This window comes from Arthrobacter sp. TJ-236 (genome assembly GCF_058269235.1).
In genome coordinates this window covers 104,957-127,955 of record NZ_JBZCNI010000004.1, presented here as the reverse complement: position 1 = coordinate 127,955, position 22,999 = coordinate 104,957, and the positions used below count along the sequence as shown (strand labels likewise).

Here is a 22,999-nt window from a genome sequence, read left to right as displayed (position 1 = left end):
GCTTCCTGCTGACCCTGCCTATCCGCCGCCATTCCTGGACACATTCAGCAGTTAGGTGAGCCGTTCCTGCGTGGATGGATCCGGCCCCCGGGTGTTGACTGCCTACATGACGGATACCACGAACCCTTCTGAGCCCCACGACAGCGGTGTGATGGCGCGATTGAACTGGTTGCGTGCTGCAGTGCTGGGCGCCAACGACGGGATCGTCTCCACAGCGGCCACGGTGATCGGCGTCGCCGGGGTGACGAACACCATCGCCCCGATCCTGATCGCCGGAACCGCCGCCGTCGTGGGCGGGTCCGTCTCGATGGCCCTGGGAGAGTACGTCTCGGTCAGCAGTCAGAAGGACAGCCAGGAAGCCCTGATCGAGAAGGAACGCCAGGAGTTGAGCGACGACCCCGACGGCGAACTCGATGAGCTCGCCGGGATGTACGAGGCCAGAGGTCTCACGCCCGCCACAGCCCGGCAGGTCGCCGTCGAACTGACGGAGCATGATGTTCTGGCTGCTCACCTCTCGGCGGAGCTGAACATCGACGAACTCGAGGTCGCGAATCCCTGGCAAGCAGCTTTCGCGTCCGCCGGTGCCTTCGCAGCGGGAGCGGTGCTGCCTCTGCTCGCGATTCTTCTCCTCCCGGCGGAGGTTCGCATACCGCTGACCTTCGTCGCGGTACTGGTGGCACTGACCATCACGGGTGCTGTCAGCGCTCACGTAGGCGGGAGCTCCCGACGCCGCGCCATGGTGCGCCTCCTCCTCGGCGGCGCCTTGGCGATGGCATTCACCTATCTTGTCGGCGCACTCCTCGGCACAACCGGCATTTCATGATCCTCGCTATGAACTCATTCCGACCAGCCACGGTGGTCACGCCAGCGGGACGGGATGAGCCTTCACTCGCAACTCACCCTCGTCGTTCGGGGGAATCGTCCCCCATCCGAATGAGCGTCCCGTGCTGACCGTCCTCCGCCACCCCGCCTACCGCACCCTCTTCACCGCCCAGGTGGTCGCCCTCCTCGGAACGGGCCTGCTGACGGTGGCCCTGGGTCTGTTGGCGTTCGAGCTGGCGGGCGCGCAGGCCGGAGCCGTGCTCGGCACCGCGCTGACGATCAAGATGGTCGCCTACGTGGGCGTGGCACCGCTCATGGCCGCGCTGGTGGAACGGCTCCCGCGGAAGGGCGTCCTGATCGGGGCCGACCTCGTCCGGACCGCGATCGCGCTCGGCCTGCCGTTCATCGACCAGGTGTGGCAGATCTACGTGCTCGTGTTCGTGCTGCAGTCGGCGTCCGCCACCTTCACCCCGGCGTTCCAGGCACTCATCCCGGTGGTGCTGCCCGCGGAGCGGGACTACACGAAGGCGCTGTCGCTCTCCCGGGTCGCGTACGACCTCGAATCGCTCGCGAGCCCGGTCCTCGCGGCCGCCCTGCTGACCGTCACGACGTTCGACGATCTGTTCGTCGGCACGGCGGTGGGGTTCCTGGTCTCGGCCGCACTGGTGCTGGTGACGCGACTACCGCAGGTTCCGTTCATCCGGCAGGGTTCCCTGCTGCACCGCACCACCCTCGGGACGAGGATCTTCCTGCGGGAGCCGTCGCTGCGCGGCCTGCTCGCCCTCGACCTCGTGGTGGCGAGCGCCACGGCCCTCGTGCTCGTCAACACGGTCGTGTACGCCCAGGACCTGTTCGGCGGATCAGCCACGGACGTCGCGGTGGCCCTCGCCTGCTTCGGAGCGGGATCCATGCTCGTGGCGTTCGCCGCTCCACCGCTGCTCGAGCGGGTGACCGACCGCACCCTCATGCTCGCCGGAGGAGTGCTCCTCACCCTCGGGCTGCCAGCCGCGGCGGCGCTCGCCGCCATCGGTCCAGGCGCGACGACGTCGGCCGGGTGGCCCGCATTCCTCGGGCTGTGGGTACTTCTCGGGGTCGGCACCTCGATGATCAGCACGCCGTCCTCCCGCCTCCTCCGCCGGGTGGCCTCGGACGCGACCCGGGGCTCTCTGTTCACCGCGCAGTTCTCGCTCTCGCACGCCTGCTTCCTCCTGGCCTACCCGGTCGCCGGGTGGGTCGGAGCGACGGCGGGGCAGGGCGTCGCGGCGTTGGTCCTCGGCGCGCTCGCGCTGAGCGGGACGCTCCTGGCGCTCTGCCTGTGGCCCCGGCAGCGTCAGGACGCCGTCGCGCCGTTGTCCTCGAGGTAGGTGAGCAGGGGCGCGATCCCCAGCGCGAAATCGGCCACCCGTTGCACGAGGTCGGGCGCGCAGCAGGCGGTCCTCGAGAGCTGCTCGGTGATGATCAGCTCCTTCAGGCGTAGATCGTCGGCGAGCGGATGCCCGGAGTGCTCGGCGATGCCGCGCGGCATGGTCTTCAACATCTCCGACCGGTCGAAGGCGTGCCCTGCCCGCTCGAGCTCACCCTTCATCCGCGTGAGGGACTCCGGGTTGTCGATCATGGCCCGCCGGATCGGCGCGAGTGCTCCGGCATTCGGGCGGTACAGACCGCCGGCCAGCAGCCCGCCGTCCACCCCGACCTGGACGTAGACGAGCGCCGCGGTCTCGTTCTTGGTGCCCGAGCGCGTGAGCATCCCCGAGACGTGCGTGCTGTAGGGGGACTTGTCCGGGCTGAAACGCACGTCACGGTTGATGCGGAACATCGTGGCGCGCCCACCACTCAGCGGGAGGTCGCTGCCGTCGAGGCGCTCGGAGACCACCTCGAGCAGTTACTCGAAGGGCTCGTCGAGCTCGTGCTTGAACTCGGCGCGGTGCTCGTCGAACCACTCGCGCGCGTTGTTGTCCGCGAGTCCGTCGAGGAACGTGAACGCTTTCCGGGTGAACAGGGCCTGCTGGGTCACGGCTGCGCCTTCCTGCCGTCCCGTCCGGGCGCACTCCTCGAGTATCGCGGGAGGGCGCTGTCCCGGGAAGTCGCGCCATCGCCGGCACCCCGGAGAAGCCGGGCAACGACGAAGCCGCCGTCACCAGGCAATGCCGCCGTCATCGGTACCCGGGAAGATGGTCCGCGAAACGGCGACCGATCAGCTCGTGCGTGGCCGTGTTCGGGTGGAGCCCGTCGGGGAGCGGGTGCTGATTCGCGTCGTCGGGCCCGTACAGCGCGGTGCCGTCGAGGTAGTGCAGGTGCGGGTCCTGCCGCCTTTCCACCACGTCACGGAGCGCATCACGGATCACCTCGAGCGTGAGCCGGCCCTGCTGGGTGTCCCCTGCGGTGCCGGTCGCGATGAAGCGCACCTGATCGGTGCCCAGGCTGTCTGGATCCACGGCGAGGGGTCCCGGCGTCCGCTCGTGCATCCCGCAGAAGATCGGCGAGATGAGGACGAGGGGCGTGGTCGGGTGTCCGTCACGGACGGTGTCGAGGAACCCGTGGATCGCGGGCACGAAGCTGCGGAGGCGCATCGCGTCGAGGTTGACGACGTTGATACCGACCTTCGCGCTGATGAGGTCGGCGGGGAGGTCACGGATCACCCGGGCCATGAACGGATCCACCAGGGCGCTCCCGCCGAATCCGAGGTTCCGCAGGTCGACGTCGCCGGCCGTTCTGGCGGCCACGGCAGGCCAGATGGCGCTCGGCGACACGGCGTTCGACCCCTGGCTGATGGAGCTCCCGTAGTGGACCCACCTGATGGGGCTCGCGGGAGCAGGCCTGACGGGAGAGTCGGAACTCAGCGAGATCAGTTCGAGCGCCTCGTTGTGCGGCAACCACACGTCGATGCGCTTCTCGTCGCCCGTCAGACCCTCGACGTGGAGGGTGTGCTCCTCGCCCGGGATCGCGGTCGATGTCCCCGTGCGTAGATCCACCTGCAGCTGATCGCCGCCGGTGAGCTCGTCCTGCAGGTGCCGGACGCCGTCCACGACGACGTCCATCCGACCGCGCGGGCGGTCCGCACCGACGTAGGTCACCCGGTGGGGGTGGACCACCAGATCGAAACGGGTCGACGACGTACGGAAGGCCAGACGCATACCCGAGGGCTGCGCTTCCATGGCCATCAGCTGCGGATCGGGGAACTGCTCCCGCACCCAGGACGGCAGGCGGTGTGGGAGGGTGCCGCGCGCTGTGGATTCGAGTTCGGCGGCACCGCGAACGAAGTCGAGGGTGAACGGCGTCAGGACCATGCGCGGCACCTTCGGCACTAGGAGGCCACGCGGGCGGTACCCGCCGCAGCCGAGCTGCCCAGATCACTTCCGGGAAGCGCCTGTCCGGCCGGGAGCGCCTCGATCCACGCGTCGGTCGTGCCGACGGACGCCCAGTTGGAGTTCAGCAGCGCAAGCAGGGTGGTGTGGACTGTGCGCGCGTCGGCGAAACCGGCGTCGTTCGCGATGTTGATCGCTCCCGTCGCATCGGAGAGCACCTCGGTGGCGAACCCGAGCGCCTCCGCCTCGACGGCCGACCCGAGGATGCAGTTGTTGGTCATGTAGCCCACGAGGGTGACCGTGTCGATGCCGTGCGAGCGGAGCCACTCCGCGAGGTCCGTGTCGGCGTAGACGGACCCGTACTGCTTCACGATGCTCTTCCAGGATCCCGTGCGGCGGCTCTCGACGTCGGGGTGCAGCTCGTACTCGGGTGATCCGGGTGCGAACACCGGAGCTCCTTCGCCGGCTGAGTGCTGCACGACGACGATCGGTATGCCTGCGGAGGTCGCCGCGTCGATCGCCGCCGTGATGCGCGGGAGGGACTGTCCGTGGGGCGGGTACTGGATCTCGAGGAGGCCACCGAAGTACTGCTGCTGGATGTCGACGAGGACGAGAGCGCGCTGCGAAGTGCCCATGGTGAGGTTCTCCTGAGTGACGGGGATCGGTGTCCCTTCGATTTTCGCAGACCGATGTACGGGCAACGGCCGCTGACCAGCGGGCCTACCCGGCCTTCCGCCGCACCATCTCGCCGATCCACAGCGGCGCGAACGGCGAGGTGCAGTTCGGTGCTGTGGGGTAGTCCCTGAGCACGCCGAGGCGCTCGCCGATGTCGACGGCCCGCGCACGGAGCTCCTCGCGCTCGATCCCGATCTGCGCGAGTGTGTGGTTCATGGCCCACTGGAGACGCGCGGGCGCGTCCGCCATCTTCGCTTCGATGAGGTCCAGCAGGCCGGGGAGGTCGAGTCCGTCGGGCTTCCGGACCACCCGCTCGGATGTGAGGGACCAGCCCGCACTCGCCACGACGTCGTCCGGATCCGCGAACCAGCGGACGCGCAACTGCTCGGCGTGAGGGCTCTTCTTCACGACGTAGGAGACGAGCCACTCGTGCACCTTGGGCACGCGTGCCTCACGCAGCATGGCGTCGAGCTGATCCGCCGGGAGGTCGCGTGGCCGGAGGACCAGCAGCGCGACGAGGCGAGCTGCTGTGTTGCCGGTCCGCCAGAGCCCGTGTGCCAGCTCCTGCTGTCCCTTCAACCGCTTCGCGAGCGCGCGCAGGGCGGTCAGGTTCACGCCGTGATCGTCGCCGTGCCTCTCGTTGACCGCCCGCATGCGCGGATCCTCGAGCGACGCCAGCTCGGCGAGTACCTCATCGACGGTCATGGCAGCCCTTCTCCTGCACGACGCCGGGGCGGGCGTCTGCACCCCATGGTGCCGCCGTCGTCGCCGTTTGGCCACCTACCCGGTAGCGATCAGCGGGTGCTGGGCAGCGTCATAATCTCCGCGCCGTCCTCCGTGATGGCGACGGTGTGCTCGGTATGCGCCGTGCGCGCGCCGGTGGAGCTCCGGAGGGTCCAACCGTCGTCGTCCGTGACGAGCTGCGCCGTGTCGGTCATGACCCACGGCTCGAGTGCGAGCATCAGGCCCGGGCGCAGCGTGTACCCGCGGCCCGGCCGGCCGGTGTTGGTGATGTGCGGCTCCTGGTGCATGGTCGAGCCGATGCCGTGGCCGCCGAAATCGGTGTTGATGGGGAATCCCGCCTCGCTGAGCACGGCGCCGATCGCGGCGGAGAGATCGCCCGTGCGCGCGCCCGGCCGGGCTGCGGCGATGCCCGCTGCGAGTGCCCGCTCGGTCGCGCCGATCAACGCTGCGTCAGCGGCCGTCGGCTCCGCGCCCACCACGAAGCTGATGGCTGCATCCGCGGCGACGCCGTCCTTCAGCACCGCGAGGTCGAGCGTCAGCAGATCCCCCGCCGCCAGGGCGTAGTCGTGGGGCAGGCCGTGCAGCACGGCGTCGTTGACGGAGGTGCAGATGTAGTGGCCGAACGGCCCACGCCCGAAGGACGGCGCGTAGTCGACGTAGCAGGACTCAGCGCCCGCTCCGAGGATCATCTCCTTCGTCCACGTGTCGATCTCGAGGAGGTTGGTGCCGACGGCTGCGCGCGTCCGCACGGACTGGAGGATGTCCGCCACCAGCGCGCCGGTGACCCTCGCGCGTGCAACCTCGGCCGGAGTCAGGATCTCGATCATGGGCTTCCTCTCAGTACCAATAACTATCCCGGTAATACTATCCCGCATTAGGATGGATGCATGGTCAGACTGCCCCTCAGCGACGACGACGTGCAACGCGGACAACGCCTCGGTGCCCTGTTGCGCCGTGCGCGGGGAGAACGTTCCATGATCGAGACCGCGCTCGACGCCGGCGTCTCACCCGAGACCCTCCGGAAGATCGAGTCGGGCCGCGTGGCCACCCCGGCCTTCCCGACGATCGCCGCCATCGCCGGCGTCGTGGGCCTGTCCCTCGACGCCGTCTGGGCCGAGATCAAGGAGCCACGGCACGACGACGGCGGCGCTCGCCGTCGCGCGGGCGAGCGCATCGCGTCCTGACGACCGCCCGCGCGGAGTCGCGGACCGCGAGGGTCCCCCCGGGGGGGTGTTCCGCTGAGCAGTCCGGACGGCGACAGAGGCGAAGTGAGTCTGCGGACCTCGCTGCCCGTCGATGTCACGACCGCGGCGGCGACGTCGGCGAGTTTGATGTTCCGACCACTCGAGGCAGCCTTGAGTATGGTGATCGCCGCATCACGATTGCACCTGTTCCGACCCATGGAGACGCCGGCCGCGACGTCGAAGGGGTACTGGACCTCGTCCATACCCTGAGCGTGCTCGCTGCTGCTCGCGACCCGGTCGTCACATTCCACCTTCCATCCCGGTCACCGAGGGTCACCGACGGCCGGCTCGAACGATCACGTCGCTTTGGTCCAGGGGCTCAAGTCGTTACGGTGTACGGGTCAACGGGCGCGAACGAACGGGTGCGGGTGTAGTCGGTGGGATTGATGCGACATGGTTGAGCGTTTCGACGATGAGGACCGGCGCGACGGCAGTATGTCGCCCGAGAACCAACACGCCTTCACCTTCGATGCGATGGACCGGGTCGGGATCTCGGTCGGAGAGCTCTGGTTGCACTACCTCGGCACGGGTGGGGTCATCGATGAATACGAGGTCGACGCGTATCTCCACGGGCTGATGCCGCTTCCCGCGCTCGAGCGGGACATGATCTCCCAGTCCGTCAACGAGATGATCGACGGTATCGCCGAGAACCAGGTGCTCTCCGTGGTGTACTCCAGTTCAGCAACACAACCCTTCAACGACGCCGAGCTGGCCGAACTGTTGACGGCGAGCCGCCGGACAAACCACTCCTTGCACCTCACGGGCCTGCTCCTGTACCGCAAGGGCCGGTTCCTGCAGGTTCTCGAGGGACCCGAAGCCGTGGTCCGCGAACGGATGGCCGTCATCAGCGTCGATCCTCGTCACGACCAGCTACGGGTTCTTCTTGATGAATCGAGGGAACAGCGGCAGTTCCCGGTCTGGACGATGCGCTACGGGACCGTCGGGCCCGCCATGTCCAAATATGTCTCCGGGTTCGAGAGGCCGTTCTCCGATGCGAAAGACGACGCGGACCCCGACGGCACCATCCGTGCACTCCGCAACCTCATCCGGTGGTTCCAGGACCCGGCGATCCCCCTGCGATGAACAGCCTTCGTGCCATCCAGGGGTCTGGGGCCGGGCGTCCGGTCGCTGCTAGGCTCGACGTGCGTTGTGGGCGCCGCTTCACTGACTGAGGCGGCGACGGCTTCAGCGACAGCGTAGAGCTAGCGGTTCACTCTCGGGCACCCTCCGGTCACGAGGCGCTACGCCCGAGCCGAGCCAGGACAAGGGCCTGCCGGTCGGCGTCTGCGGGGACCGGCACGGCCGGTCCGCAGATTCCCTCCATGTGCAGCATGGATCCGAAGCTCTCCGCGCCTGCCTCGATGACGTCCATCTCCTCGGGGGTGAGGCGGTCGTCCCCTCCCGTGGATCGGGCGACGTCCCAGCGGTGGACGAGCATGTCCCACACGTAGAACTGCTGGAGAGTCGCTCCGACGGTGGTGGGCCCGAAAAGTCCGTCATACGCGGAATCGGCCACGTCGTCGCTGCTGATTAGGCTCAGTACGCGATCGGTGTGCTCCCGGAAGCCGGTGGCGGCATCGGTCAGGTCAGGAGCGGGGCCGGGGTCGTATCCACGCTCCGTGAAGAGGCTCCGCTGCGTGTCGATCATGTGGACGACGACGTCGCGCGCCGTCCACTGCGCACAGGGTGACGCGTTGCCCCACGCTTCCGCCGGAACAGCTTCGACGACACGGGAGAGGGGACGGAGGGCGGACCGGTAGGCGATCGACACGGGATTCATGTACTCCACGGTGCCGGGTGGGGCATTCTGGGTCTTGATGAAACCCGACACACCTCAGGGCGCGCTGAACGACATCGAGCGGGCGCATCTCAAGGCTCCCGGTGACGCATCGCACGTGATGTACCGCTACCCGGCTCCGTCCGGACTGGCTGGACTCGTGCGGCGGTTCTGGATCCCGGTGTGGTCCGTCCCGGCTGGCGAGCAGTCCGTCCAGCGCGTGCTGCAGTACCCCGTGTCGCTCCTGGTCGTCGCTGGGGACTACGCGCGCTTCTACGGCGTGACGACCGGATTGTCCGAGACAGTGCTGACAGCGGACGGGTGGGCGGCGGGCATCATGTGCACCCCGGCTGCCGGCGCACTCATCGCGAAGGGCTCCATGACCCGCTTCACGGACACGCACGTCGACGTGTCGGACGTCCTCGGCCCGGCGGGTACCGACCTGACCACGCGGGTCCGTGCGGCGATGCTCGAAGACCCGCACCGTCCAGGTGCACACCGGTCCGTGATGGACGCGTTCGACGACGCGCTCCGGCCACTGCTGCCCGTCGATCCGGAGGGTGACCTGATCGACCGCGTGGTGACCCTCGTCGAGGAGCGCTCGGATCTGCTCACCGTGGCACAGGTGTGCGCGGAGACAGGCCTGTCCGAGCGGGCCCTGCAACGCCTGGTGCACCGACGCCTCGGTCTGACCCCGAAGTGGCTCATCCAGCGGCGTCGCCTCCAGGAAGCGGCTGAGCGGCTTCGAACCACTAAGGCCACCCTGGCGGACACCGCCGCTCTGCTCGGCTACGCCGATCAGGCCCACTTCACCCGGGACTTCTCCCGCGTCACCGGCACGACGCCGAGCAGATTCGCTGCCGAGCAGAGGGGCAAGTGAACGGGGACCTGCCGGCACTGCACGGCTAGGCTGTGGCCACCAGCGTTCGTCCGACCTTCCGAGGAGTTCACGCACATGAGTCTTCCGACGTCAGTGGAAGCGAGTATCGACGGATACTTCTCCAGCGGCCGGCTCTTCGCTGACCTGGGCCGGCGGGTCGCCTATCCCACCGAGAGCGCGACAGCCGAGGGCCGAGTTGCCCTGCAGGCTTACCTTGCGGACGTCCTCATCCCTGATCTCGACGCCCTGGGGTGCAGGACCGAGCTCTTCCAGGACTGGGAGGGCGGGTCCAACTCGTTCCTGATCGGTACGCGCTTCGAGTCCGAGGACTTGCCGACCGTGCTCTGCTACGGACACGCCGACGTCGTGCCGGGCCAGGCCGGCGAGTGGACCGCAGGACGGAACCCATGGGTCCTGGAAGCGGAGGGGGACCGATGGTACGGACGCGGGACCGCTGACAACAAGGGCCAACACCTCATCAACCTCACAGCCCTCCGTATCCTGCTCGAGGACCAGGGCATGCTGGGCTTCAACCTGACCTTCCTGTTCGAGTGCGGCGAGGAGATCGGATCCCCGTCCCTGGCCGAATTCGCGGCCTCCCACCGCGAGCTGTTGGCCGCCGACGTCTTCATCGCGTCGGACGGACCACGGTTGTCCGCCGATACACCGACCATCTTCCTCGGCGGTCGGGGAGGGTTCGCCTTCGAGCTGGAAGCCGACCTCCGGGACGGGAGCTACCACTCCGGCAACTGGGGCGGCCTGCTGAGGAACCACGCGACGACGTTGGCAGGTGCGATCGGCACGCTGGTGGACGGCCACGGCCGGCTCCTGCTGCCGCAGCTGCTGCCGCCGCCCATGCCCGACACGGTCCGCGATGCGCTCCGAGCCGTGGACATCCCGCACACGCCGCGAGACCCCCACATCGACTCGGACTGGGCGGACACAGCACTCAGTCCGGCCGAGAAGGTGTACGGCGGGAACACGCTCGAAGTGCTCGCCATCGGGGCAGGAGACATCCACTCCCCCATCAACGCCATTCCCGGGTCCGCGCAGGCCGCCCTCCAACTCCGCTTCGTCGCGGGAACCGACACCGAGGGCCTGGACACCACCATTCAGGATCACCTGGATGCCAACGGCTATGACATGGTGCGGGTCCGGACGACGACGTCGTTCCCTGCCAGCAGGCTCGATCCGATGAACCCCTGGGTCGCGTGGGCCAGCCGGTCGCTCAGCCGCACCGCCGGCATCGAACCGACCGTTCTGCCCAACATCGGCGGTTCGCTGCCCAACAACGTCTTCGAGGACATCCTCGGCCTGCCAACCCTGTGGGTACCCCACTCCTACCCCGGGTGCCGGCAGCATGCTCCGGATGAGCACTTCCTCGGCCCGATCGCCCACCAGGGTCTGAGAATCGCCTGTGGGCTCTTCCACGACCTGGGGCACACCACCACCCCGTTCCACGAGGCGCGCACACCTGCCGTCGCCGAGTGATTCCCGCGAGAGGAGTGCCCGATCACGCCTGCGTGAGGGGCTAGGAACGGGCCGTCCGGGACCGCCGGGCCAGGAGGACGAGTGCGGCGAGACCTGCCACAGCGACGCCGACGGCGGCCACGAGCCACCCGACGGCCACACCTTCGGGGGTCTCGCTGGCGATGGCCCCTCCCACCGCGCACACCCCGAGGAACGCGATGAACGCCCCGCAGACGATCAGCCAGCGGAGGACCGTCGGGGCAGCACCAGGAGTCTTCACGCTCACAGCGTACGGCTCCCCCGCGGATGTGTCCCGCGCTGATCAGGAGCGGGTGGCGCCCGTGACCATCCAGCGGTCGTTGCGCACACGCCAGCCGAGCGTGGCTGCGCGGGCCAGCATGTAGCCGACGCCGAACGCCAGCCACAGCCACACGATGCCCTCGCCGCCCGAGAGGTCCGCGGCCCCGACGAGTACCAGCAGCGGCACGTACACCACGAGGTTCACGACGCCGGCGATCGCGAGGTACCGGGCGTCGCCCGCGCCGATGAGGACGCCGTCGAGCACGAACACGAAACCGCACACCGGCTGGGATGCGGCGAGCACCCAGAGACCGGCCGCGAACGCGGCCTGCACCGCCGGATCGCTCGTGAAGATCCAGCCCACGAAGGGCGCGACGGCGGCCAGGAGCACGCCGGTGATCACTCCGAAGCCGATGCCCCAGACGGTCATGCGCCGCGTCAGCGCGCTCGCGAGCGGACGGTTGGCGGACCCCAGCTCCTTCCCGATGAGGGCCTGTGCGGCGATCGCGAGGGCGTCGAGCGCGAAGGCGAGGAACGTGAAGACGGTCATGACGAGCTGGTGTGAGGCGAGGCTGAGCGGTCCCTGCGCCGTGGCGACGAACACCGTGGCGAGGATGGCCACGCGCAGCGACAACGTGCGGAGCATCAGCCACGAGCCGACACTCGCGGTCCTCCGGACACCGCGCACGGACGGCACCAGGGGCACCCCTTCGCGCCGCGTGGCCCGCACGAGCATCACGATGTACACCGCGGCCATGCCCCACTGGGCAAGGCTCGTGCCGAGCGCGGAGCCCGCCACGGACAGACCGGCGCCGTAGACGAGCAGGTAGTTGAGCACGATGTTCACCCCGAACCCGGCCCCGGCGACGACGAGCGGCGTCCTCGTGTCCTGCAGCCCCCGGAGCATGCCGGTGGCAGCGAGCACCACGAGCATCGCGGTGAGCCCCGGCATGGACCACCGCAGGTAGTCGACGGCGAAGGTGTGCACCGCGCCCTCCGCGCCCATCACGGCGGCGAGCTGCGGTGCGCTCGCCCAGCCCGCCACGGACAGGAGGATACCGAGGACGACGGCGAGTGCGACGCCGTCGCGCCCGGCCGCGAGCGCCTCGGGCAGGCGACCCGCACCGAGCAGCCGCGCGACGGCGGGGGTGGTGGAGTAGGCGAGGAAGACCATGAGCCCGACGGCGGTGCCGAGCACCGTGGCTGCGAGGCCCACGCCGGCGAGTTCGTCCACCCCGAGGTGCCCCACGATCGCCGAGTCCGCGAGCAGGAACAGCGGTTCGGCGATCAGTGCCCCCAGTGCCGGGACGGCCAACCGGAGGATGGACCGGCTGAGCTCGCGATTGCTGGGCAGGGTCTCGGTCACCACCCAAGCCTAGGCGCGCCCTCCGCCACCCACGCCAACCCATCACCCCTCATCCACCCCATGCCGACCCCACGCCGAGGTGAGGGTGGTGCCCCCTAAGCTGTAACCGACACCGCCGGTGTGGCGTCTGGAGGAAGGCGGCTTCAATATCTCGGAGGCCGTCCGCGGCCGAGGAGATTTCGTTGCCGCCGTTCCAGGCGCCACGCCGGCGCCCACGCAAGCACAAGGGACACCATGAAACTCGGCGTCAAGCACTACCTGACCGGCCTCGCGCTGCTATTCCTCAGCACGCTCTTCGTCCCGCAGGCCGTCTCCGACTTCGCGCGCGCCGATTCGACGGGCACGCCCATTCCTGCCGAGGCCCCGGTACTGCTGGTGATCGGGCTGCTGATCATCCTCACCGCCGCGGCCGTGGTGGGGCGGGGCTACTACCTGACGCACCGGACGGGTGCGGTGCGGAAGGTGAACAGCGAGGACGATCCCGACGAGCCGCTGCTCCGCCCGGGTTACGGCCCTGCGCCGGACGACCAGGACGCGTGGAAGGATCACCCGCTGCGCCGCAACCGCGACGCCGACGGGCGCGGCTGAAGCGGATGACGACGGCCTGGCGAAACCCCTGACTCTTTCTGACGGAGGAACCACCATGACGCGTACTCTGACCTCGGTTCTCGCCCTCGCGGCGGCGCTCATGCTGTCCGCGTGCGGGGCGCCGTCCGGCGGCACCACCGACCCCTCGGACACGGCCGGCTCGGCTACCTCAACGGCTGACCGGCCGTCCGGCAGCGCCTCGGAGGACCACAACGACGCCGATGTGACCTTCGCACAGCAGATGATCCCGCACCATCGGCAGGCCGTGGAGATGAGCGGGATGCTGCTCGACGCCGACGACGTGAGCCCCGGTGTGGCGGACCTCGCGACGAGGATCCAGGCGGCACAGGATCCCGAGATCGGGACGATGACCGACTGGCTCGAGGCGTAGGGAGAGCCGGTCGAGGCCGAGGGTGGCATGAGCGGCCACGACATGGGCTCGCACTCGGGTGAGGATGCGGAGTCGATGGAGGGCATGGCCGGCATGATGACCGAGGATCAGCTGGCCGAGCTCGACGCCGCGGAAGGCGAGGAGGCGTCGCGCCTGTTCCTGGTGTCGATGACCGCCCACCACGAGGGCGCCGTCGCCATGGCGCAGGAGGAAATGGATTCCGGGCAGTATCAGGAGGCCCTCGACCTGGCCGGCTCGATCATCGAGACCCAGCAGGCGGAGATCGACGAGATGCAGGAGCTGCTCGACGCGCTCTGATGCATCGGTACCGGGCGGTCCGCCGGAGTCAGTGACTCCTGATGGAGCGGATCGGCGCGCGCGGGGCATGGCGTGGTGGCGTGACCCCGCTGGCGAACGCGAGCCGGATCACGCGGTACCGGTGCGGCTTGTAGGGCTCCAGCAACTCCAGCATGCGTTCGTCGGTCCCGCGGCGCTCCCGTGCAAGGAGCCACGTGATGAGCGACGGGATACCGGAATCACCCGTAATCACGGTGTCCGCCGAACCCCAGGTGAAGGTGCGGAGACAGCTCAGGGTCCACGGGCCCACCCCCGGCACGCCCCGTAGCGCCACGGTAGCGCGATCGACGTCGGGCTCCTCCGTGGCGAGGAGACGGTGCACGCAGCGCGCCGCCGCGATGAGGTGCTCCGCGCGGCGCCGCTCGAGCCCGAACGGGTGCAGGCGGTCGTAGGTCAGGCGCCCGATCGTGGTGGGCGACGGCGGGATCACGAGATCGCCCGGACCGGGCGCGGGTGAACCGAGGGCCCGCACCATGCGCGACCACGATTCCGCGGCTTCCTGCCGCGTCACGCGCTGCTGCACGATGAACCAGGCGAGGTCGTGCCAGAGGGTGCCCGACGCCGTCACGCGGTCCCCGCGGTGCAGCCGCCAGAGGTTTCGGAGCGGGGCGGCCGTGGGCTCGAACCCTGTGACGTCGTCGTGCAGGCCGAGCATGGCGGGGGCCTGACGCCGCAGCCACTCCGCACCGTCGCCGTCGGTGCGCACGCCCACCTCGCTGGTGTCCTTGCGCCAGGTGACCGTGATGCGGCCCGCACCTTCCGGCGTCATGGTCGCGCGGTCGAAGGTGCCGGGGCCGAGGCGCAGCGTGGGATCGCGCGGGAGCATGCCGAAGGGGGCAAGGCTGGAGGCGACGTCGATGCCACCGACGTCGAGCACTGTGTCCGTCACCGCTGCCACCCTCCGCCTCGCCGACCGCGCGTTACGCGCCCTCATCTGCGGTCCGTGATCCATGGACCGTGGTCCGTGGACTGCCGCCTGCCGCCTCTGGGACGCACGATACAGGCCGACCACGACGGCCCGATGCCGGACCGGCACAGGCGCAGCAGCGGCGGCGGCGGCGAGGGCAACCGGCCGCGGCCCGTCAGCGGCTGCGGGACCAAGCGCTTAACGCTGAGCGAATGCGCGCCCGTGTGTCCTGAGAAGGTATCCCACCTCACGAAGGACGCCCTATGAACCGCTCAGCCTCTGCCCTAAGCCCCTCCGGTTTCCGATCCCCCGCAGCTGTCGCCCTCGCTCTGATCGGTGCCCTCCTCCTGCCGGGGTGCGCCATCGAACCTGCCGCCGGGGGCTCGGCCGCCGGCTCCGCGCACGAAGGTGCGTCGGACGGACGCGCGTCGAGATCCGCATCCGGAACCCCAGGGCCGGCCGGGTACGGCGAACTCGACGCGCCGGTGTCACCGTTCGACGACGTCCCGGCCATCACCCTGCTGTCCGCGGACCTGCGCGATGCGTTGCGGCAGGCCGCCGACGAGGCCGCGGTGCGCGACACCCGCCTCGTGGTGACCTCCGGGTGGCGGAGCGTCGAGTACCAGCAGCGCCTGTTCGACGGTGCGGTCCGCGAGTACGGCAGCGAGGAGGAGGCTCTCGCCTGGGTCCTCCCTCCCAACCTCACCACTCACGTGACGGGCGAGGCGGTGGACGTCGGGTTCACGGACGGCGCCGACTGGCTGGGACGCTTCGGGAATCGCTGGGGCCTGTGCCAGCCCTTCGCCAACGAGATGTGGCACTTCGAGCTCCTCACCGAGCCGGGCGGTACGTGCCCGCCGCAGCTGAGCAGTTCGGCCGAGCGCGCAGCGTGATCGGTCACCCGAGCGGTGCGGGGCATGCGGCGGTCAGGCGGCCGGCCGCCACCGATCCCGCGTCCACGAGTTCGGGCGGTCCCTCGAGGCTGAACGGCGCATCGAAGCGAAGCACGGTGGCGAGGACGTCCGCCCAGGACCACGAGCCGATGGTCACGCGGCAGGATCCCGGCGTGAGTTCCTCCACGGAGCCGTCGTCAAGGAACGGGGCGATGCTCGCGAGCGGCAGCTCGAGGGTGACGACGCCGGTGCAGGGCCACACGTCCCGCTCGGCAGAACCTTTCAGCCGGGCGGCCAGGAAGCTGCCCGCATCCTCACCCGGCAGGGCCCGCCGCACGAAGGCATCCCCACCGGGCGTTCGCAGGGTCATGCGGTCGATCCGGTAGATCCGCCAGTCCTCCCGGTCCGGATCCCAGCCGAGCAGGTACCACCGGGCACCGCGGGCGACGACGGCGTGCGGCTCGCACCGGCGCGGTTCGTCACGGTAATGGAACCGGACGCCCCTGCACGTTCGGACAGCCGCGCTCAGCGCCTCCAGCAGTGCGGGCTCCACGGGCGCTCCGGACCGGGTGGCCCCCGGCGCACGGTCGAAAGGGATCCCGTCGAGCCGATGACGCAGGCGCGATGGCAGGACCTGCCGGAGTGTCGCGAGCGCCCGCTCGGCAGCCTCGTCGATGTCGACGCCGGACGCCGGCGCGTTCTGCAGGGCGACCGCGAGCGCCACGGCCTGGTCGTCGTCGAACAGCAGCGGCGGCAGAGCGGCGCCGGCAACCATGCGGTAGCCGCCGTCGGGCCCTTTGATCGCTGCGATCTCGTACCCGAGCCGGCGGAGGCGATCGACGTCCCGCCGCACCGTCCGCGGAGCGACCTGCAGCCGCTCGGCGAGGACGTGGCCGGGCCAGTTCCGCTGTGTCTGCAGGATCGAGAGCAGGGCGAGCATGCGTGAAGAACCTGACATGCGTTCCAGTATCGATCGGGTAGAGGACAGAAACAGGCCTCTTCTATCGGCAGGGTGGTTCCCGGACGGCAGACCTGTCGATCCACGACGAGAGAAGGACCATCATGAGCATCTCCACGACGACGCACCTCAATTTCCGCGGCACCGCACGCCAGGCCCTCGAGTTCTACGGCGAGGTGTTCGGTGGCGAGGTCACCACCAGCAGCTACGCCGAGGTCGGGATGCCCGTGGACCTTCCCGATGCGGACGGGGTGGTCTTCGGTCAGGTGACCGCTCCCGGAGGCCTCCGGCTGATGGCGTACGACATCCCGGGTGCGGGCGACGACGATGCCGTCGCGGCGACGGCCGGTTCGACGCGGCGGGAGAACGGCAGCACAATCACCGACCGCACCTTCTTCCAGTCGCTGCAGGCGGGCGACCTCCCGGAACTCACCCGGTACTGGGGGCGGCTGTCCGAGGGCGGCACGATCGTGGAGCCGCTGGCGGCTTCGGAGTGGTCACCCGGTTTCGGGATGGTGACCGATCGCTTCGGCGTCACGTGGATGCTCGACGTCCGCCCACCCGCGGCCGGCTGACGGTTCCGCACCGGCGGACCACCACGGACCTCGTGCCGTCCGCTCAGAACGCCCCGTCCGCGGTGAAGGTGACGCGAACGTCGAGCCCACCGCCGGCCTGCGGAGTGATCAGCAGGCCGGCGCCGTGCAGCCGCGCCACCCGGGCCACGATCGTGAGTCCGAGGCCGCTTCCCGTGACGGTCACCACCGGGCTGTCCGGGGACGCGGCCCGCCCCACGCCGCGGACGAAGGGTTCCACCAACGTGGCTGCCACGGAAGCCTGCACCACCGGTCCGGTGTTGCGGACACGGAGCTCCGCGCCGCCGTCGGGCCCGGCCACCGTGCTGACGTACACCTCACCGCCCGCCGGGAGGTTGTGGCGTACCCCATTGAGGACGAGGTTCATCGCGAGCTGTCCCACGAGTGCCTCGTCGCCGTCGAAATCAGCCTCACCGAGCTCGGTGCGGATCACGACGCCTGCTTCTGCGGCGAGGGGCTGCACGTCATCGACCACGCGTCCCACCAGCACCGGAAGGTCCACGGGGCGCCGCTCGAGGTGCACGAGGTGGTCGAGGGTGGCGATGGTCAGCAGTGCCTCCACGGCGCCGGCGCCCCGGCGCGTGGTCGAGTCGAGGCGGGTCACCAGCTGCCGCACGTCCACGTGTTCGGGGTCCGCGAGCGCCACGTCGAGGAGCGCCCGGGAGATCGCGTACGGAGTGCGGAGTTCGTGCGAGACGTTGGCGGTGAAGCGCTGCTGTTCCCTGAGGGATGCCTCCAGGGTGTCCAGCATGCCGTCGAACGTCCGGCCCAGGTGGCCGAACTCGTCGGCGCGGGCGAGACCCACCCGCTGGTCGAGCGATCCCTCGGACACGCGCTGCGCCACGGTACTCAGCCGGTCGAGCGGCCGCAGCATGTAACCGGCGAGGAACCAGCCGCCCGCGGTGCCCACCGCCATGAGCACCGAGAACACCTGGAGGGCCCGGGGCCAGAAAGCTTCGAGGAGATCGCTCTGCCCCGGTGCGAAGTTCTGGCTCGCGGCCTCCTGCAGGTTGCCGTCGGGGATGAACCGGATGACGTAGTGGAGCAGGGCGAGCATGGCCGCCGTGGCGAGGAACAGGAACCCGACGTAGCTGAGCGTCAACCGGAGGCGAGCGCTCATCGGGTGATGGGGTGGGCAGCGCCGGCGTCGTCCGGGTCCACCATCCGGTACCCGACGCCCGGGACGGTCTGCACCAGCCAGGGGTCGCCGAGCCGCTTGCGCAGCGAGAAGATGGTGATCCGCACGGCGTTTGTGAAGGGGTCGGCGTTCTCGTCCCACGCACCCTCGAGGAGTCGCTCGGCGCTGACCACCCCGCCTCGGGCGGACATCAGCAGCTCCAGCACCGAGAACTGCTTGCGGGTCATGGGGACCGGCCGGCCGTCGCGGTGCACTTCCCGGCGGAACGGATCGAGCGTCAGCCCGGCGAATTCGAGGACGGGAGGCGCCGCGGCGGACGGCCGCCGGTTCAGCGCCCGCAGCCGCATGACCAGTTCCCTGAGGTCGAACGGCTTGGTCACGTAGTCGTCCGCCCCGAGCTCGAACCCTGCAACCTTCTCGTCCAGCCGGTCCGCGGCGGTGACCATGATGATCCGTACGGGAAGGTGCTGCTCGATGATGCGGCGGGCCACCTCGTCGCCGCTCATGACGGGCAAGTCACGGTCGAGGAGGACGACGTCGTAGTCGTTCACCGCGAGGCTCTCCAGCGCATGGGCGCCGTCGGGCGCGATGTCCGCCGCGATCGCCTCGAGGCGGAGGCCGTCACGCACCGAGGCCGCGAGCAGCGGTTCGTCCTCGACGATGAGCACTCTCATGGATCAGATCCTATGCGGCGTGCCTCGACGACCGTCCGGCTGAGCGTCACGCGGCAGCGCCCGGGAGGACGGCAGTGGAACCGGCCACCCGGCCGTCAGCTGTCGCGTCGGCCAGGTCCGGGCTCGCCCGTTCCGTGGGCTCCCGATGCGGCATCCGACTCGGAGGAGCCGGAGGGGTCGGATGGCTCAACTGCGGGGATCACGAGGATCTCGGCGATCCTCCGGCGATCGATCGCCGTGACCTGCAACGTCGCGCCGCCCACCTCCACCTTGTCCCCCTCGACCGCGAGCCGGCCGAGGCTGTCGAGCACGAAGCCGGCCACGGTGTCCCACGTGCCACGCGGCAACTCCACGCCGGTGGCCTCGGCGAAGTCCTGCAGGTTGAGGCGGCCGTCCACTACGCCGCCACCCTCCTCCAGCCGCGGGGTCGCGCCGTCGGTGTCGTACTCGTCGAAGATCTCGCCGACCACCTCCTCCACGAGGTCCTCGAGCGTCACGATCCCGTCGGTTCCGCCGTACTCGTCGATCACGACGGCGATGTGCGTGTTGCGCGCGCGGAGCTTCGTGAGCGTGGGCAGCACGCGTGCCGTGGCCGGCAGGTAGAGGATCGGACGCACGATGTCCTCCAGCGAGGCGTCCGGATGACGTGACGCGGCGTCGTAGAGGTCACGTACGTGCACGAATCCTGTGATGTCGTCGATCGACTGGTCAACCACCGGGTAGCGGGAGAAGGGCAGGTCCGCGATCTGGGCGATCGCTTCCGCCACCGTGCCGCTCGTGGAGACGGCGACGACCTCCGGGCGAGGGCGCATCACCTCGCTGACCTGCCGGTTGCGCAGCGAGAGGACGTCATCGAGGATGCGCCGCTCGTCCTCGGGCAGCCCCTCGTGGCTGGTCACGATGTCACGCAGTTCCTCCTCGGACAACGCCTCGCCGGTGCTGTTCGGATCACCGCCGAGGAGCCTCACCACCGCATTCGTGGAGACCGACAGCAGCCAGATCACCGGCCGCATGAGCACGGCGAAACCGTTCAGCACCGGTGCCACCGCGTAGGCGAACTGCGCACTCCGCTGGATCGCGAGCCGTTTCGGCGCCAGTTCGCCGAGCACGAGCGAGAGGTATGCCACGACGAGCGTCAGCACGATCGTGGCGACCGTCAGCGCGGCCTGCTCCCCCAACCCGACGGTCACGAGCAGCGGAGCCACGGACGGGGCGATCGACGACGCCCCGTAGGCGGCGGAGGCGAAACCGGCCACCGTCACGCCGATCTGCACCGCCGAGAGGAAGGTGTTCGGGTTCCGGGCCAGGGCCGCCACCTTCGCGCCCCGCTTACCCCGCTGCGCGATCGCGTTCACCTGGCTGTCGCGCAGCGTCACGAGCGCCATCTCGGTCGCTGCGAAGACACCCCCGATCAGCACGAACACGAACACCAGAGCGATGTTGAGCAGCAGCTCCCCGTTCATCGAGCCGCTCGGGATCGAGCGTCACCCGGCCTCTGCCGGGTGCCGGGTCTGTCGCCGTCCGAGGTGCTGCGGGAGGTTCGAGTCATGTCCCCACTCTAGGAGAAGGGCCCGAGCACCGCCGGTGTGATTCAGCTCGAGCAGACGTCGATCAGACGTCGGGCAGTGCGGTCGTCGCGACGACAGCCCCCGCGGCGTCGCGGATCTCGACGGCCGAGACGTCCTGCCGCAGCACGGCGGCGTTCATGCTGCATGTCACGGTCTTCTCCGCGCCGAGGAAGGTCCCGGAAACGAGTTCCGCCCCGTCGTCGCGCGTCACCACCACCTCGAAGGTCTCGCCGACTCGCAGCCCGTCGATCTCGAGGACGGTCTCGGTGCCCCAGGTGTGCGCGACGACCGACCCGGTGAACCGCGCCCCCTCGGCGACGTCGGTGAAGGCGACGGGTTCGAGGGCTCCGAGCGTGCCCGGGGGCCCTTCCGACGGGGCGTCCGAGAGCTGTGCGATACCGGCACCTGCGAGCCCGCCCACGAGCAGGGCGGACGCAGCGGCCGCCCCGAGGGTGACCACGCCGAAGCGGCGCGACGCACGGCGTGCGCGGGCCTGCCCGAGGTCAGCCGGCGCGGGGTGCCCGGAAACCGTGAGCACGACGTCGGACGCAGCGGCCCCGGGCACGAGGGCGGGGGCTGCCGCCACCGATGCCATGGAGGCCTCGGACGCCACGGGGTCGGCGGCGGTGGCACGCAGGACGCGCTCCTCGAGGCCCGCCGGGAGATCGGGCTCGTGCCAGGCCAGGTCCGCCCGCGCGAGGCGTTCGAGCACCGACCGCGCCGCGTCGACCTCCGCGCGCAGGCCGGGGTCGGCTGCGTACTCGGCGTCGAAACGCCGCTGCTCCTCCTCGCTCAGGTCCCCGGCCACGGCTGCGATGATGCGTTCCTCGCGGGATGACGACTCGCTGGTCATCGGCGTTCCTCCTCTCCTAGTTCTGCACGCAGGGCCTTCAGTCCGTAGTACATGCGGGTTCTCAATGTCGCTGCGGGGACCCCACTGGCCTCCGCGAACTGCTGGTACGTCATGCCGTCGAGCTGCACGGCGACGATCACGGCGCGGTGCTCCTCGCTGAGTCTCGCCAACCCGCCCAGCAGGGTGAGGCGATCATCCACGACGTCGGTCTCGGTGACCGGCGCCAGCCTCCGCTCGATGCGTTCGTCCTCCACCGGTGTGGGCCGCTTCGCCCTGGCACGCACCTGGTCGATCACCACGTTCCGTGCTATCGCGAAGAGCCACGTCCGCTCGGAGGCCCGGCTCGCCTGGTACCTGTCCCGGGCCGTCCACGCGCGGACGAAGACCTCCTGCACGCAGTCCTCCGCGATCGCCGTGTCGAGCGTGCAGTTGTAGGCGTAGCCGTAGAGCGCACGCCCGTGCTCCTCGAAGGCGGCGTGGACGTCGAAGGCCGGCGCGGCAGATTCGAGCAGGCCGTCCTCCATCTCGTCATCCATTGTGCGAAGCATCGTCCCACTCCCCCGCGAAGGCCGTCCGAGGGTATACGGAGTTCAGGACATCGGCGTTCATCTCAGGACGGGATCACCTCCCGGATGAACGCCTGCCCGGCGCAGCGAGTATATCCGTGCACTGCGGCCCCGACCCACGGGACCGCGCATCGGAAGGGACATCATGCACGGAACGACGGCGTCACGCCTCACGTCAGTATCAGCGGCCACCGGACTGGCGGCGCTCCTGCTCGCCGCCGGAGCCGCCCCCGCCTCCGCCGAGACGGCGGTGGACCGGCCCGACTCCTTCACGAGCGCCTACACGGTCACCGCGACCCCCGACAACGTGATCGGTACCGACGGTAACCCGGCGCCGGGCGAGGCCGGTGCCACCGGCACCTTCAACTTCTCGATCAACTCCGACCTCGAGATCATCTGCTACGACATCACGCTGAACGGCGTCACCCCGCCGTACCAGAGCATGGCGAAGACGGCCACGCACATCCACCAGACGGCTGCCGGCACCAACGGCCCGCCGCGCATCGCCTTCCCGAACCCCGAGGGCACCGGAGAGGTCCTCACCAGCTCGGGCTGCCTGCAGGGTCCGTTCACCACGGGCCTGCCCGGTGCCGACGGCGTGGACACCGGCGAGGGCTTCTCCCTGAAGTCCATCGAGGCCAACCCCGCCGGCTTCAGTGCCGACACCCACACCTCGACCTTCGTCCCCGGGGCGGTGCGCGGTCAGCTCACCGCCCTCCCCATGGGCGGAGCGGACACCGGCGTCACGCAGGCGGCGCCCGCCGCTGCCGACGCAACGGACACCTCCGCGCCCCTGACCGCCGGCGCGATCGGCGCCGCGGTCCTCGGCGGGATCGCACTGCTCGTCCGTTCGCGCAGGGCCCGCTCGGCGGCTTGACGTCCGCGGAAGCACCACAGGCCGGAAAGCCCACCTGCGTGATCCCGCGGGTG

24 protein-coding genes and 3 pseudogenes are annotated in these 22,999 nt (G+C 69.8%); 11 read left to right on the top strand and 16 right to left on the bottom strand.

Annotated elements, in window-relative coordinates; translation table 11 throughout:
- Window positions 1-106 precede the first annotated feature (106 nt).
- On the top strand, window positions 107-823 hold the full coding sequence (locus AC4D16_RS15265) for a VIT1/CCC1 transporter family protein (RefSeq protein ID WP_490955591.1): 717 nt from the start codon (window positions 107-109) through the stop codon (window positions 821-823).
- A gap of 121 nt (window positions 824-944) precedes the next feature.
- On the top strand, window positions 945-2,186 hold the full coding sequence (locus tag AC4D16_RS15260; RefSeq protein ID WP_490955590.1) for an MFS transporter: 1,242 nt from the start codon (window positions 945-947) through the stop codon (window positions 2,184-2,186).
- Here the strand turns inward: AC4D16_RS15260 and AC4D16_RS15255 are convergent.
- The 5 genes and pseudogenes from AC4D16_RS15255 to map form a co-directional block, all read right to left on the bottom strand.
- Window positions 2,153-2,836 (bottom strand): annotated as a pseudogene (locus AC4D16_RS15255) (DUF2461 domain-containing protein). The gene AC4D16_RS15260 and the pseudogene AC4D16_RS15255 sit on opposite strands and share 34 nt — an antisense overlap.
- A 139-nt stretch (window positions 2,837-2,975) precedes the next feature.
- Window positions 2,976-4,109: a GDSL-type esterase/lipase family protein gene (locus AC4D16_RS15250; RefSeq protein ID WP_490955589.1), complete on the bottom strand. Its 1,134-nt coding sequence runs from the start codon at window positions 4,107-4,109 to the stop codon at window positions 2,976-2,978.
- 17 nt (window positions 4,110-4,126) lie between these two features.
- Entirely contained in the window at window positions 4,127-4,762 is a 636-nt protein-coding gene (locus AC4D16_RS15245; protein WP_490950058.1) for an isochorismatase family protein, read from the bottom strand.
- A gap of 85 nt (window positions 4,763-4,847) precedes the next feature.
- Window positions 4,848-5,507: a DNA alkylation repair protein gene (locus AC4D16_RS15240; RefSeq protein WP_490950057.1), complete on the bottom strand. Its 660-nt coding sequence runs from the start codon at window positions 5,505-5,507 to the stop codon at window positions 4,848-4,850.
- Window positions 5,508-5,596: 89 nt separating this feature from the next.
- Complete coding sequence (gene map / locus AC4D16_RS15235; RefSeq protein ID WP_490950056.1) at window positions 5,597-6,373, bottom strand: type I methionyl aminopeptidase; 777 nt, start codon at window positions 6,371-6,373, stop codon at window positions 5,597-5,599.
- Between the two features lie 60 nt (window positions 6,374-6,433).
- Here map and AC4D16_RS15230 point away from each other — a divergent pair, with 60 nt between their 5' ends.
- On the top strand, window positions 6,434-6,730 hold the full coding sequence (locus AC4D16_RS15230) for a helix-turn-helix domain-containing protein (RefSeq protein ID WP_490950055.1): 297 nt from the start codon (window positions 6,434-6,436) through the stop codon (window positions 6,728-6,730).
- A gap of 128 nt (window positions 6,731-6,858) precedes the next feature.
- Here the strand turns inward: AC4D16_RS15230 and AC4D16_RS15225 are convergent.
- Window positions 6,859-6,993: pseudogene (locus tag AC4D16_RS15225) on the bottom strand (ANTAR domain-containing protein); the annotation flags it as partial.
- 190 nt (window positions 6,994-7,183) lie between these two features.
- Here AC4D16_RS15225 and AC4D16_RS15220 point away from each other — a divergent pair.
- Window positions 7,184-7,873 (top strand): BLUF domain-containing protein, encoded by a 690-nt coding sequence (locus tag AC4D16_RS15220; RefSeq protein WP_490950054.1) that lies wholly within the window; start codon window positions 7,184-7,186, stop codon window positions 7,871-7,873.
- 148 nt (window positions 7,874-8,021) lie between these two features.
- Here AC4D16_RS15220 and AC4D16_RS15215 read toward each other — a convergent pair whose 3' ends face one another.
- Window positions 8,022-8,570, bottom strand: coding sequence for a maleylpyruvate isomerase family mycothiol-dependent enzyme (locus tag AC4D16_RS15215; RefSeq protein ID WP_490955588.1), 549 nt, complete (start codon window positions 8,568-8,570; stop codon window positions 8,022-8,024).
- Window positions 8,571-8,607: 37 nt separating this feature from the next.
- Between AC4D16_RS15215 and AC4D16_RS15210 the strand changes: the two genes are divergently transcribed.
- Window positions 8,608-9,447, top strand: coding sequence for a helix-turn-helix domain-containing protein (locus AC4D16_RS15210; protein WP_490955587.1), 840 nt, complete (start codon window positions 8,608-8,610; stop codon window positions 9,445-9,447).
- A 75-nt stretch (window positions 9,448-9,522) separates the two neighbouring features.
- Window positions 9,523-10,938, top strand: a complete 1,416-nt coding sequence (locus AC4D16_RS15205; protein ID WP_490955586.1) for a M20 family metallopeptidase — start codon at window positions 9,523-9,525, stop codon at window positions 10,936-10,938.
- A gap of 40 nt (window positions 10,939-10,978) precedes the next feature.
- Here AC4D16_RS15205 and AC4D16_RS15200 read toward each other — a convergent pair whose 3' ends face one another.
- Both AC4D16_RS15200 and AC4D16_RS15195 read right to left on the bottom strand, forming a co-directional pair.
- Entirely contained in the window at window positions 10,979-11,197 is a 219-nt protein-coding gene (locus AC4D16_RS15200; RefSeq protein ID WP_490955585.1) for a hypothetical protein, read from the bottom strand.
- Window positions 11,198-11,239: 42 nt separating this feature from the next.
- The gene (locus AC4D16_RS15195) at window positions 11,240-12,583 is read right to left on the bottom strand and encodes an MATE family efflux transporter (protein ID WP_490955584.1); all 1,344 of its coding nucleotides are present in this window, start codon (window positions 12,581-12,583) and stop codon (window positions 11,240-11,242) included.
- Window positions 12,584-12,817: 234 nt separating this feature from the next.
- Here AC4D16_RS15195 and AC4D16_RS15190 point away from each other — a divergent pair, with 234 nt between their 5' ends.
- Window positions 12,818-13,171, top strand: coding sequence for a hypothetical protein (locus AC4D16_RS15190; protein ID WP_490955583.1), 354 nt, complete (start codon window positions 12,818-12,820; stop codon window positions 13,169-13,171).
- A 55-nt stretch (window positions 13,172-13,226) separates the two neighbouring features.
- Window positions 13,227-13,880: pseudogene (locus AC4D16_RS15185) on the top strand (DUF305 domain-containing protein).
- A gap of 28 nt (window positions 13,881-13,908) precedes the next feature.
- Here the strand turns inward: AC4D16_RS15185 and AC4D16_RS15180 are convergent.
- Entirely contained in the window at window positions 13,909-14,808 is a 900-nt protein-coding gene (locus AC4D16_RS15180; RefSeq protein ID WP_490955582.1) for a DNA-3-methyladenine glycosylase family protein, read from the bottom strand.
- 281 nt (window positions 14,809-15,089) lie between these two features.
- Here AC4D16_RS15180 and AC4D16_RS15175 point away from each other — a divergent pair, with 281 nt between their 5' ends.
- The gene (locus tag AC4D16_RS15175; RefSeq protein ID WP_490955581.1) at window positions 15,090-15,719 is read left to right on the top strand and encodes a M15 family metallopeptidase; all 630 of its coding nucleotides are present in this window, start codon (window positions 15,090-15,092) and stop codon (window positions 15,717-15,719) included.
- A gap of 4 nt (window positions 15,720-15,723) precedes the next feature.
- On the opposite strand, the gene AC4D16_RS15170 is transcribed toward AC4D16_RS15175, so the two are convergent.
- Window positions 15,724-16,677 (bottom strand): helix-turn-helix transcriptional regulator, encoded by a 954-nt coding sequence (locus AC4D16_RS15170; RefSeq protein ID WP_490955580.1) that lies wholly within the window; start codon window positions 16,675-16,677, stop codon window positions 15,724-15,726.
- 104 nt (window positions 16,678-16,781) lie between these two features.
- On the opposite strand from AC4D16_RS15170, the gene AC4D16_RS15165 reads away from it, so the two are divergent.
- Window positions 16,782-17,252 carry a VOC family protein gene (locus tag AC4D16_RS15165; RefSeq protein ID WP_490955579.1) on the top strand — a complete coding sequence of 157 codons (471 nt, stop codon included), beginning with the start codon at window positions 16,782-16,784 and terminating at the stop codon, window positions 17,250-17,252.
- A gap of 43 nt (window positions 17,253-17,295) precedes the next feature.
- On the opposite strand, the gene AC4D16_RS15160 is transcribed toward AC4D16_RS15165, so the two are convergent.
- The 5 genes from AC4D16_RS15160 to AC4D16_RS15140 all read right to left on the bottom strand — a co-directional run bounded on the left by AC4D16_RS15160 (window position 17,296) and on the right by AC4D16_RS15140 (window position 22,039).
- Entirely contained in the window at window positions 17,296-18,390 is a 1,095-nt protein-coding gene (locus AC4D16_RS15160) for a sensor histidine kinase (protein WP_490955578.1), read from the bottom strand.
- Window positions 18,387-19,082 (bottom strand): response regulator transcription factor, encoded by a 696-nt coding sequence (locus AC4D16_RS15155; RefSeq protein ID WP_490955577.1) that lies wholly within the window; start codon window positions 19,080-19,082, stop codon window positions 18,387-18,389. Before AC4D16_RS15155 ends, AC4D16_RS15160 begins: the two co-directional genes overlap by 4 nt.
- A gap of 95 nt (window positions 19,083-19,177) precedes the next feature.
- A complete protein-coding gene (locus tag AC4D16_RS15150; RefSeq protein ID WP_490955576.1) occupies window positions 19,178-20,545 on the bottom strand; it encodes a hemolysin family protein in 1,368 nt (455 codons plus the stop codon).
- A 148-nt stretch (window positions 20,546-20,693) separates the two neighbouring features.
- Window positions 20,694-21,503, bottom strand: coding sequence for a hypothetical protein (locus AC4D16_RS15145; RefSeq protein WP_490950038.1), 810 nt, complete (start codon window positions 21,501-21,503; stop codon window positions 20,694-20,696).
- Entirely contained in the window at window positions 21,500-22,039 is a 540-nt protein-coding gene (locus tag AC4D16_RS15140) for a sigma-70 family RNA polymerase sigma factor (RefSeq protein WP_490955575.1), read from the bottom strand. The genes AC4D16_RS15145 and AC4D16_RS15140 overlap by 4 nt, the downstream gene beginning before the upstream one ends.
- 175 nt (window positions 22,040-22,214) lie before the next feature.
- Here AC4D16_RS15140 and AC4D16_RS15135 point away from each other — a divergent pair, with 175 nt between their 5' ends.
- Entirely contained in the window at window positions 22,215-22,946 is a 732-nt protein-coding gene (locus AC4D16_RS15135; RefSeq protein WP_490950036.1) for a CHRD domain-containing protein, read from the top strand.
- The last annotated feature ends 53 nt before the right edge of the window (window positions 22,947-22,999 follow it).

What these genes read in the sequence shown, in the direction of transcription:
- AC4D16_RS15165 (WP_490955579.1), top strand. Translation starts at nt 16,782, where the DNA reads ATGAGCATCTCCACGACGACGCACCTCAATTTCCGCGGCACCGCACGC.
- AC4D16_RS15265 (WP_490955591.1), top strand. Translation starts at nt 107, where the DNA reads ATGACGGATACCACGAACCCTTCTGAGCCCCACGACAGCGGTGTGATG.
- AC4D16_RS15160 (WP_490955578.1), bottom strand. Translation starts at nt 18,390, where the DNA reads ATGAGCGCTCGCCTCCGGTTGACGCTCAGCTACGTCGGGTTCCTGTTC.
- AC4D16_RS15135 (WP_490950036.1), top strand. Translation starts at nt 22,215, where the DNA reads ATGCACGGAACGACGGCGTCACGCCTCACGTCAGTATCAGCGGCCACC.
- AC4D16_RS15170 (WP_490955580.1), bottom strand. Translation starts at nt 16,677, where the DNA reads ATGTCAGGTTCTTCACGCATGCTCGCCCTGCTCTCGATCCTGCAGACA.
- AC4D16_RS15215 (WP_490955588.1), bottom strand. Translation starts at nt 8,570, where the DNA reads ATGAATCCCGTGTCGATCGCCTACCGGTCCGCCCTCCGTCCCCTCTCC.
- AC4D16_RS15205 (WP_490955586.1), top strand. Translation starts at nt 9,523, where the DNA reads ATGAGTCTTCCGACGTCAGTGGAAGCGAGTATCGACGGATACTTCTCC.
- AC4D16_RS15245 (WP_490950058.1), bottom strand. Translation starts at nt 4,762, where the DNA reads ATGGGCACTTCGCAGCGCGCTCTCGTCCTCGTCGACATCCAGCAGCAG.
- AC4D16_RS15230 (WP_490950055.1), top strand. Translation starts at nt 6,434, where the DNA reads ATGGTCAGACTGCCCCTCAGCGACGACGACGTGCAACGCGGACAACGC.
- map (WP_490950056.1), bottom strand. Translation starts at nt 6,373, where the DNA reads ATGATCGAGATCCTGACTCCGGCCGAGGTTGCACGCGCGAGGGTCACC.
- AC4D16_RS15140 (WP_490955575.1), bottom strand. Translation starts at nt 22,039, where the DNA reads ATGGATGACGAGATGGAGGACGGCCTGCTCGAATCTGCCGCGCCGGCC.
- AC4D16_RS15240 (WP_490950057.1), bottom strand. Translation starts at nt 5,507, where the DNA reads ATGACCGTCGATGAGGTACTCGCCGAGCTGGCGTCGCTCGAGGATCCG.
- AC4D16_RS15190 (WP_490955583.1), top strand. Translation starts at nt 12,818, where the DNA reads ATGAAACTCGGCGTCAAGCACTACCTGACCGGCCTCGCGCTGCTATTC.
- AC4D16_RS15210 (WP_490955587.1), top strand. Translation starts at nt 8,608, where the DNA reads ATGAAACCCGACACACCTCAGGGCGCGCTGAACGACATCGAGCGGGCG.
- AC4D16_RS15155 (WP_490955577.1), bottom strand. Translation starts at nt 19,082, where the DNA reads ATGAGAGTGCTCATCGTCGAGGACGAACCGCTGCTCGCGGCCTCGGTG.
- AC4D16_RS15150 (WP_490955576.1), bottom strand. Translation starts at nt 20,545, where the DNA reads ATGAACGGGGAGCTGCTGCTCAACATCGCTCTGGTGTTCGTGTTCGTG.
- AC4D16_RS15220 (WP_490950054.1), top strand. Translation starts at nt 7,184, where the DNA reads ATGGTTGAGCGTTTCGACGATGAGGACCGGCGCGACGGCAGTATGTCG.
- AC4D16_RS15145 (WP_490950038.1), bottom strand. Translation starts at nt 21,503, where the DNA reads ATGACCAGCGAGTCGTCATCCCGCGAGGAACGCATCATCGCAGCCGTG.
- AC4D16_RS15175 (WP_490955581.1), top strand. Translation starts at nt 15,090, where the DNA reads ATGAACCGCTCAGCCTCTGCCCTAAGCCCCTCCGGTTTCCGATCCCCC.
- AC4D16_RS15250 (WP_490955589.1), bottom strand. Translation starts at nt 4,109, where the DNA reads ATGGTCCTGACGCCGTTCACCCTCGACTTCGTTCGCGGTGCCGCCGAA.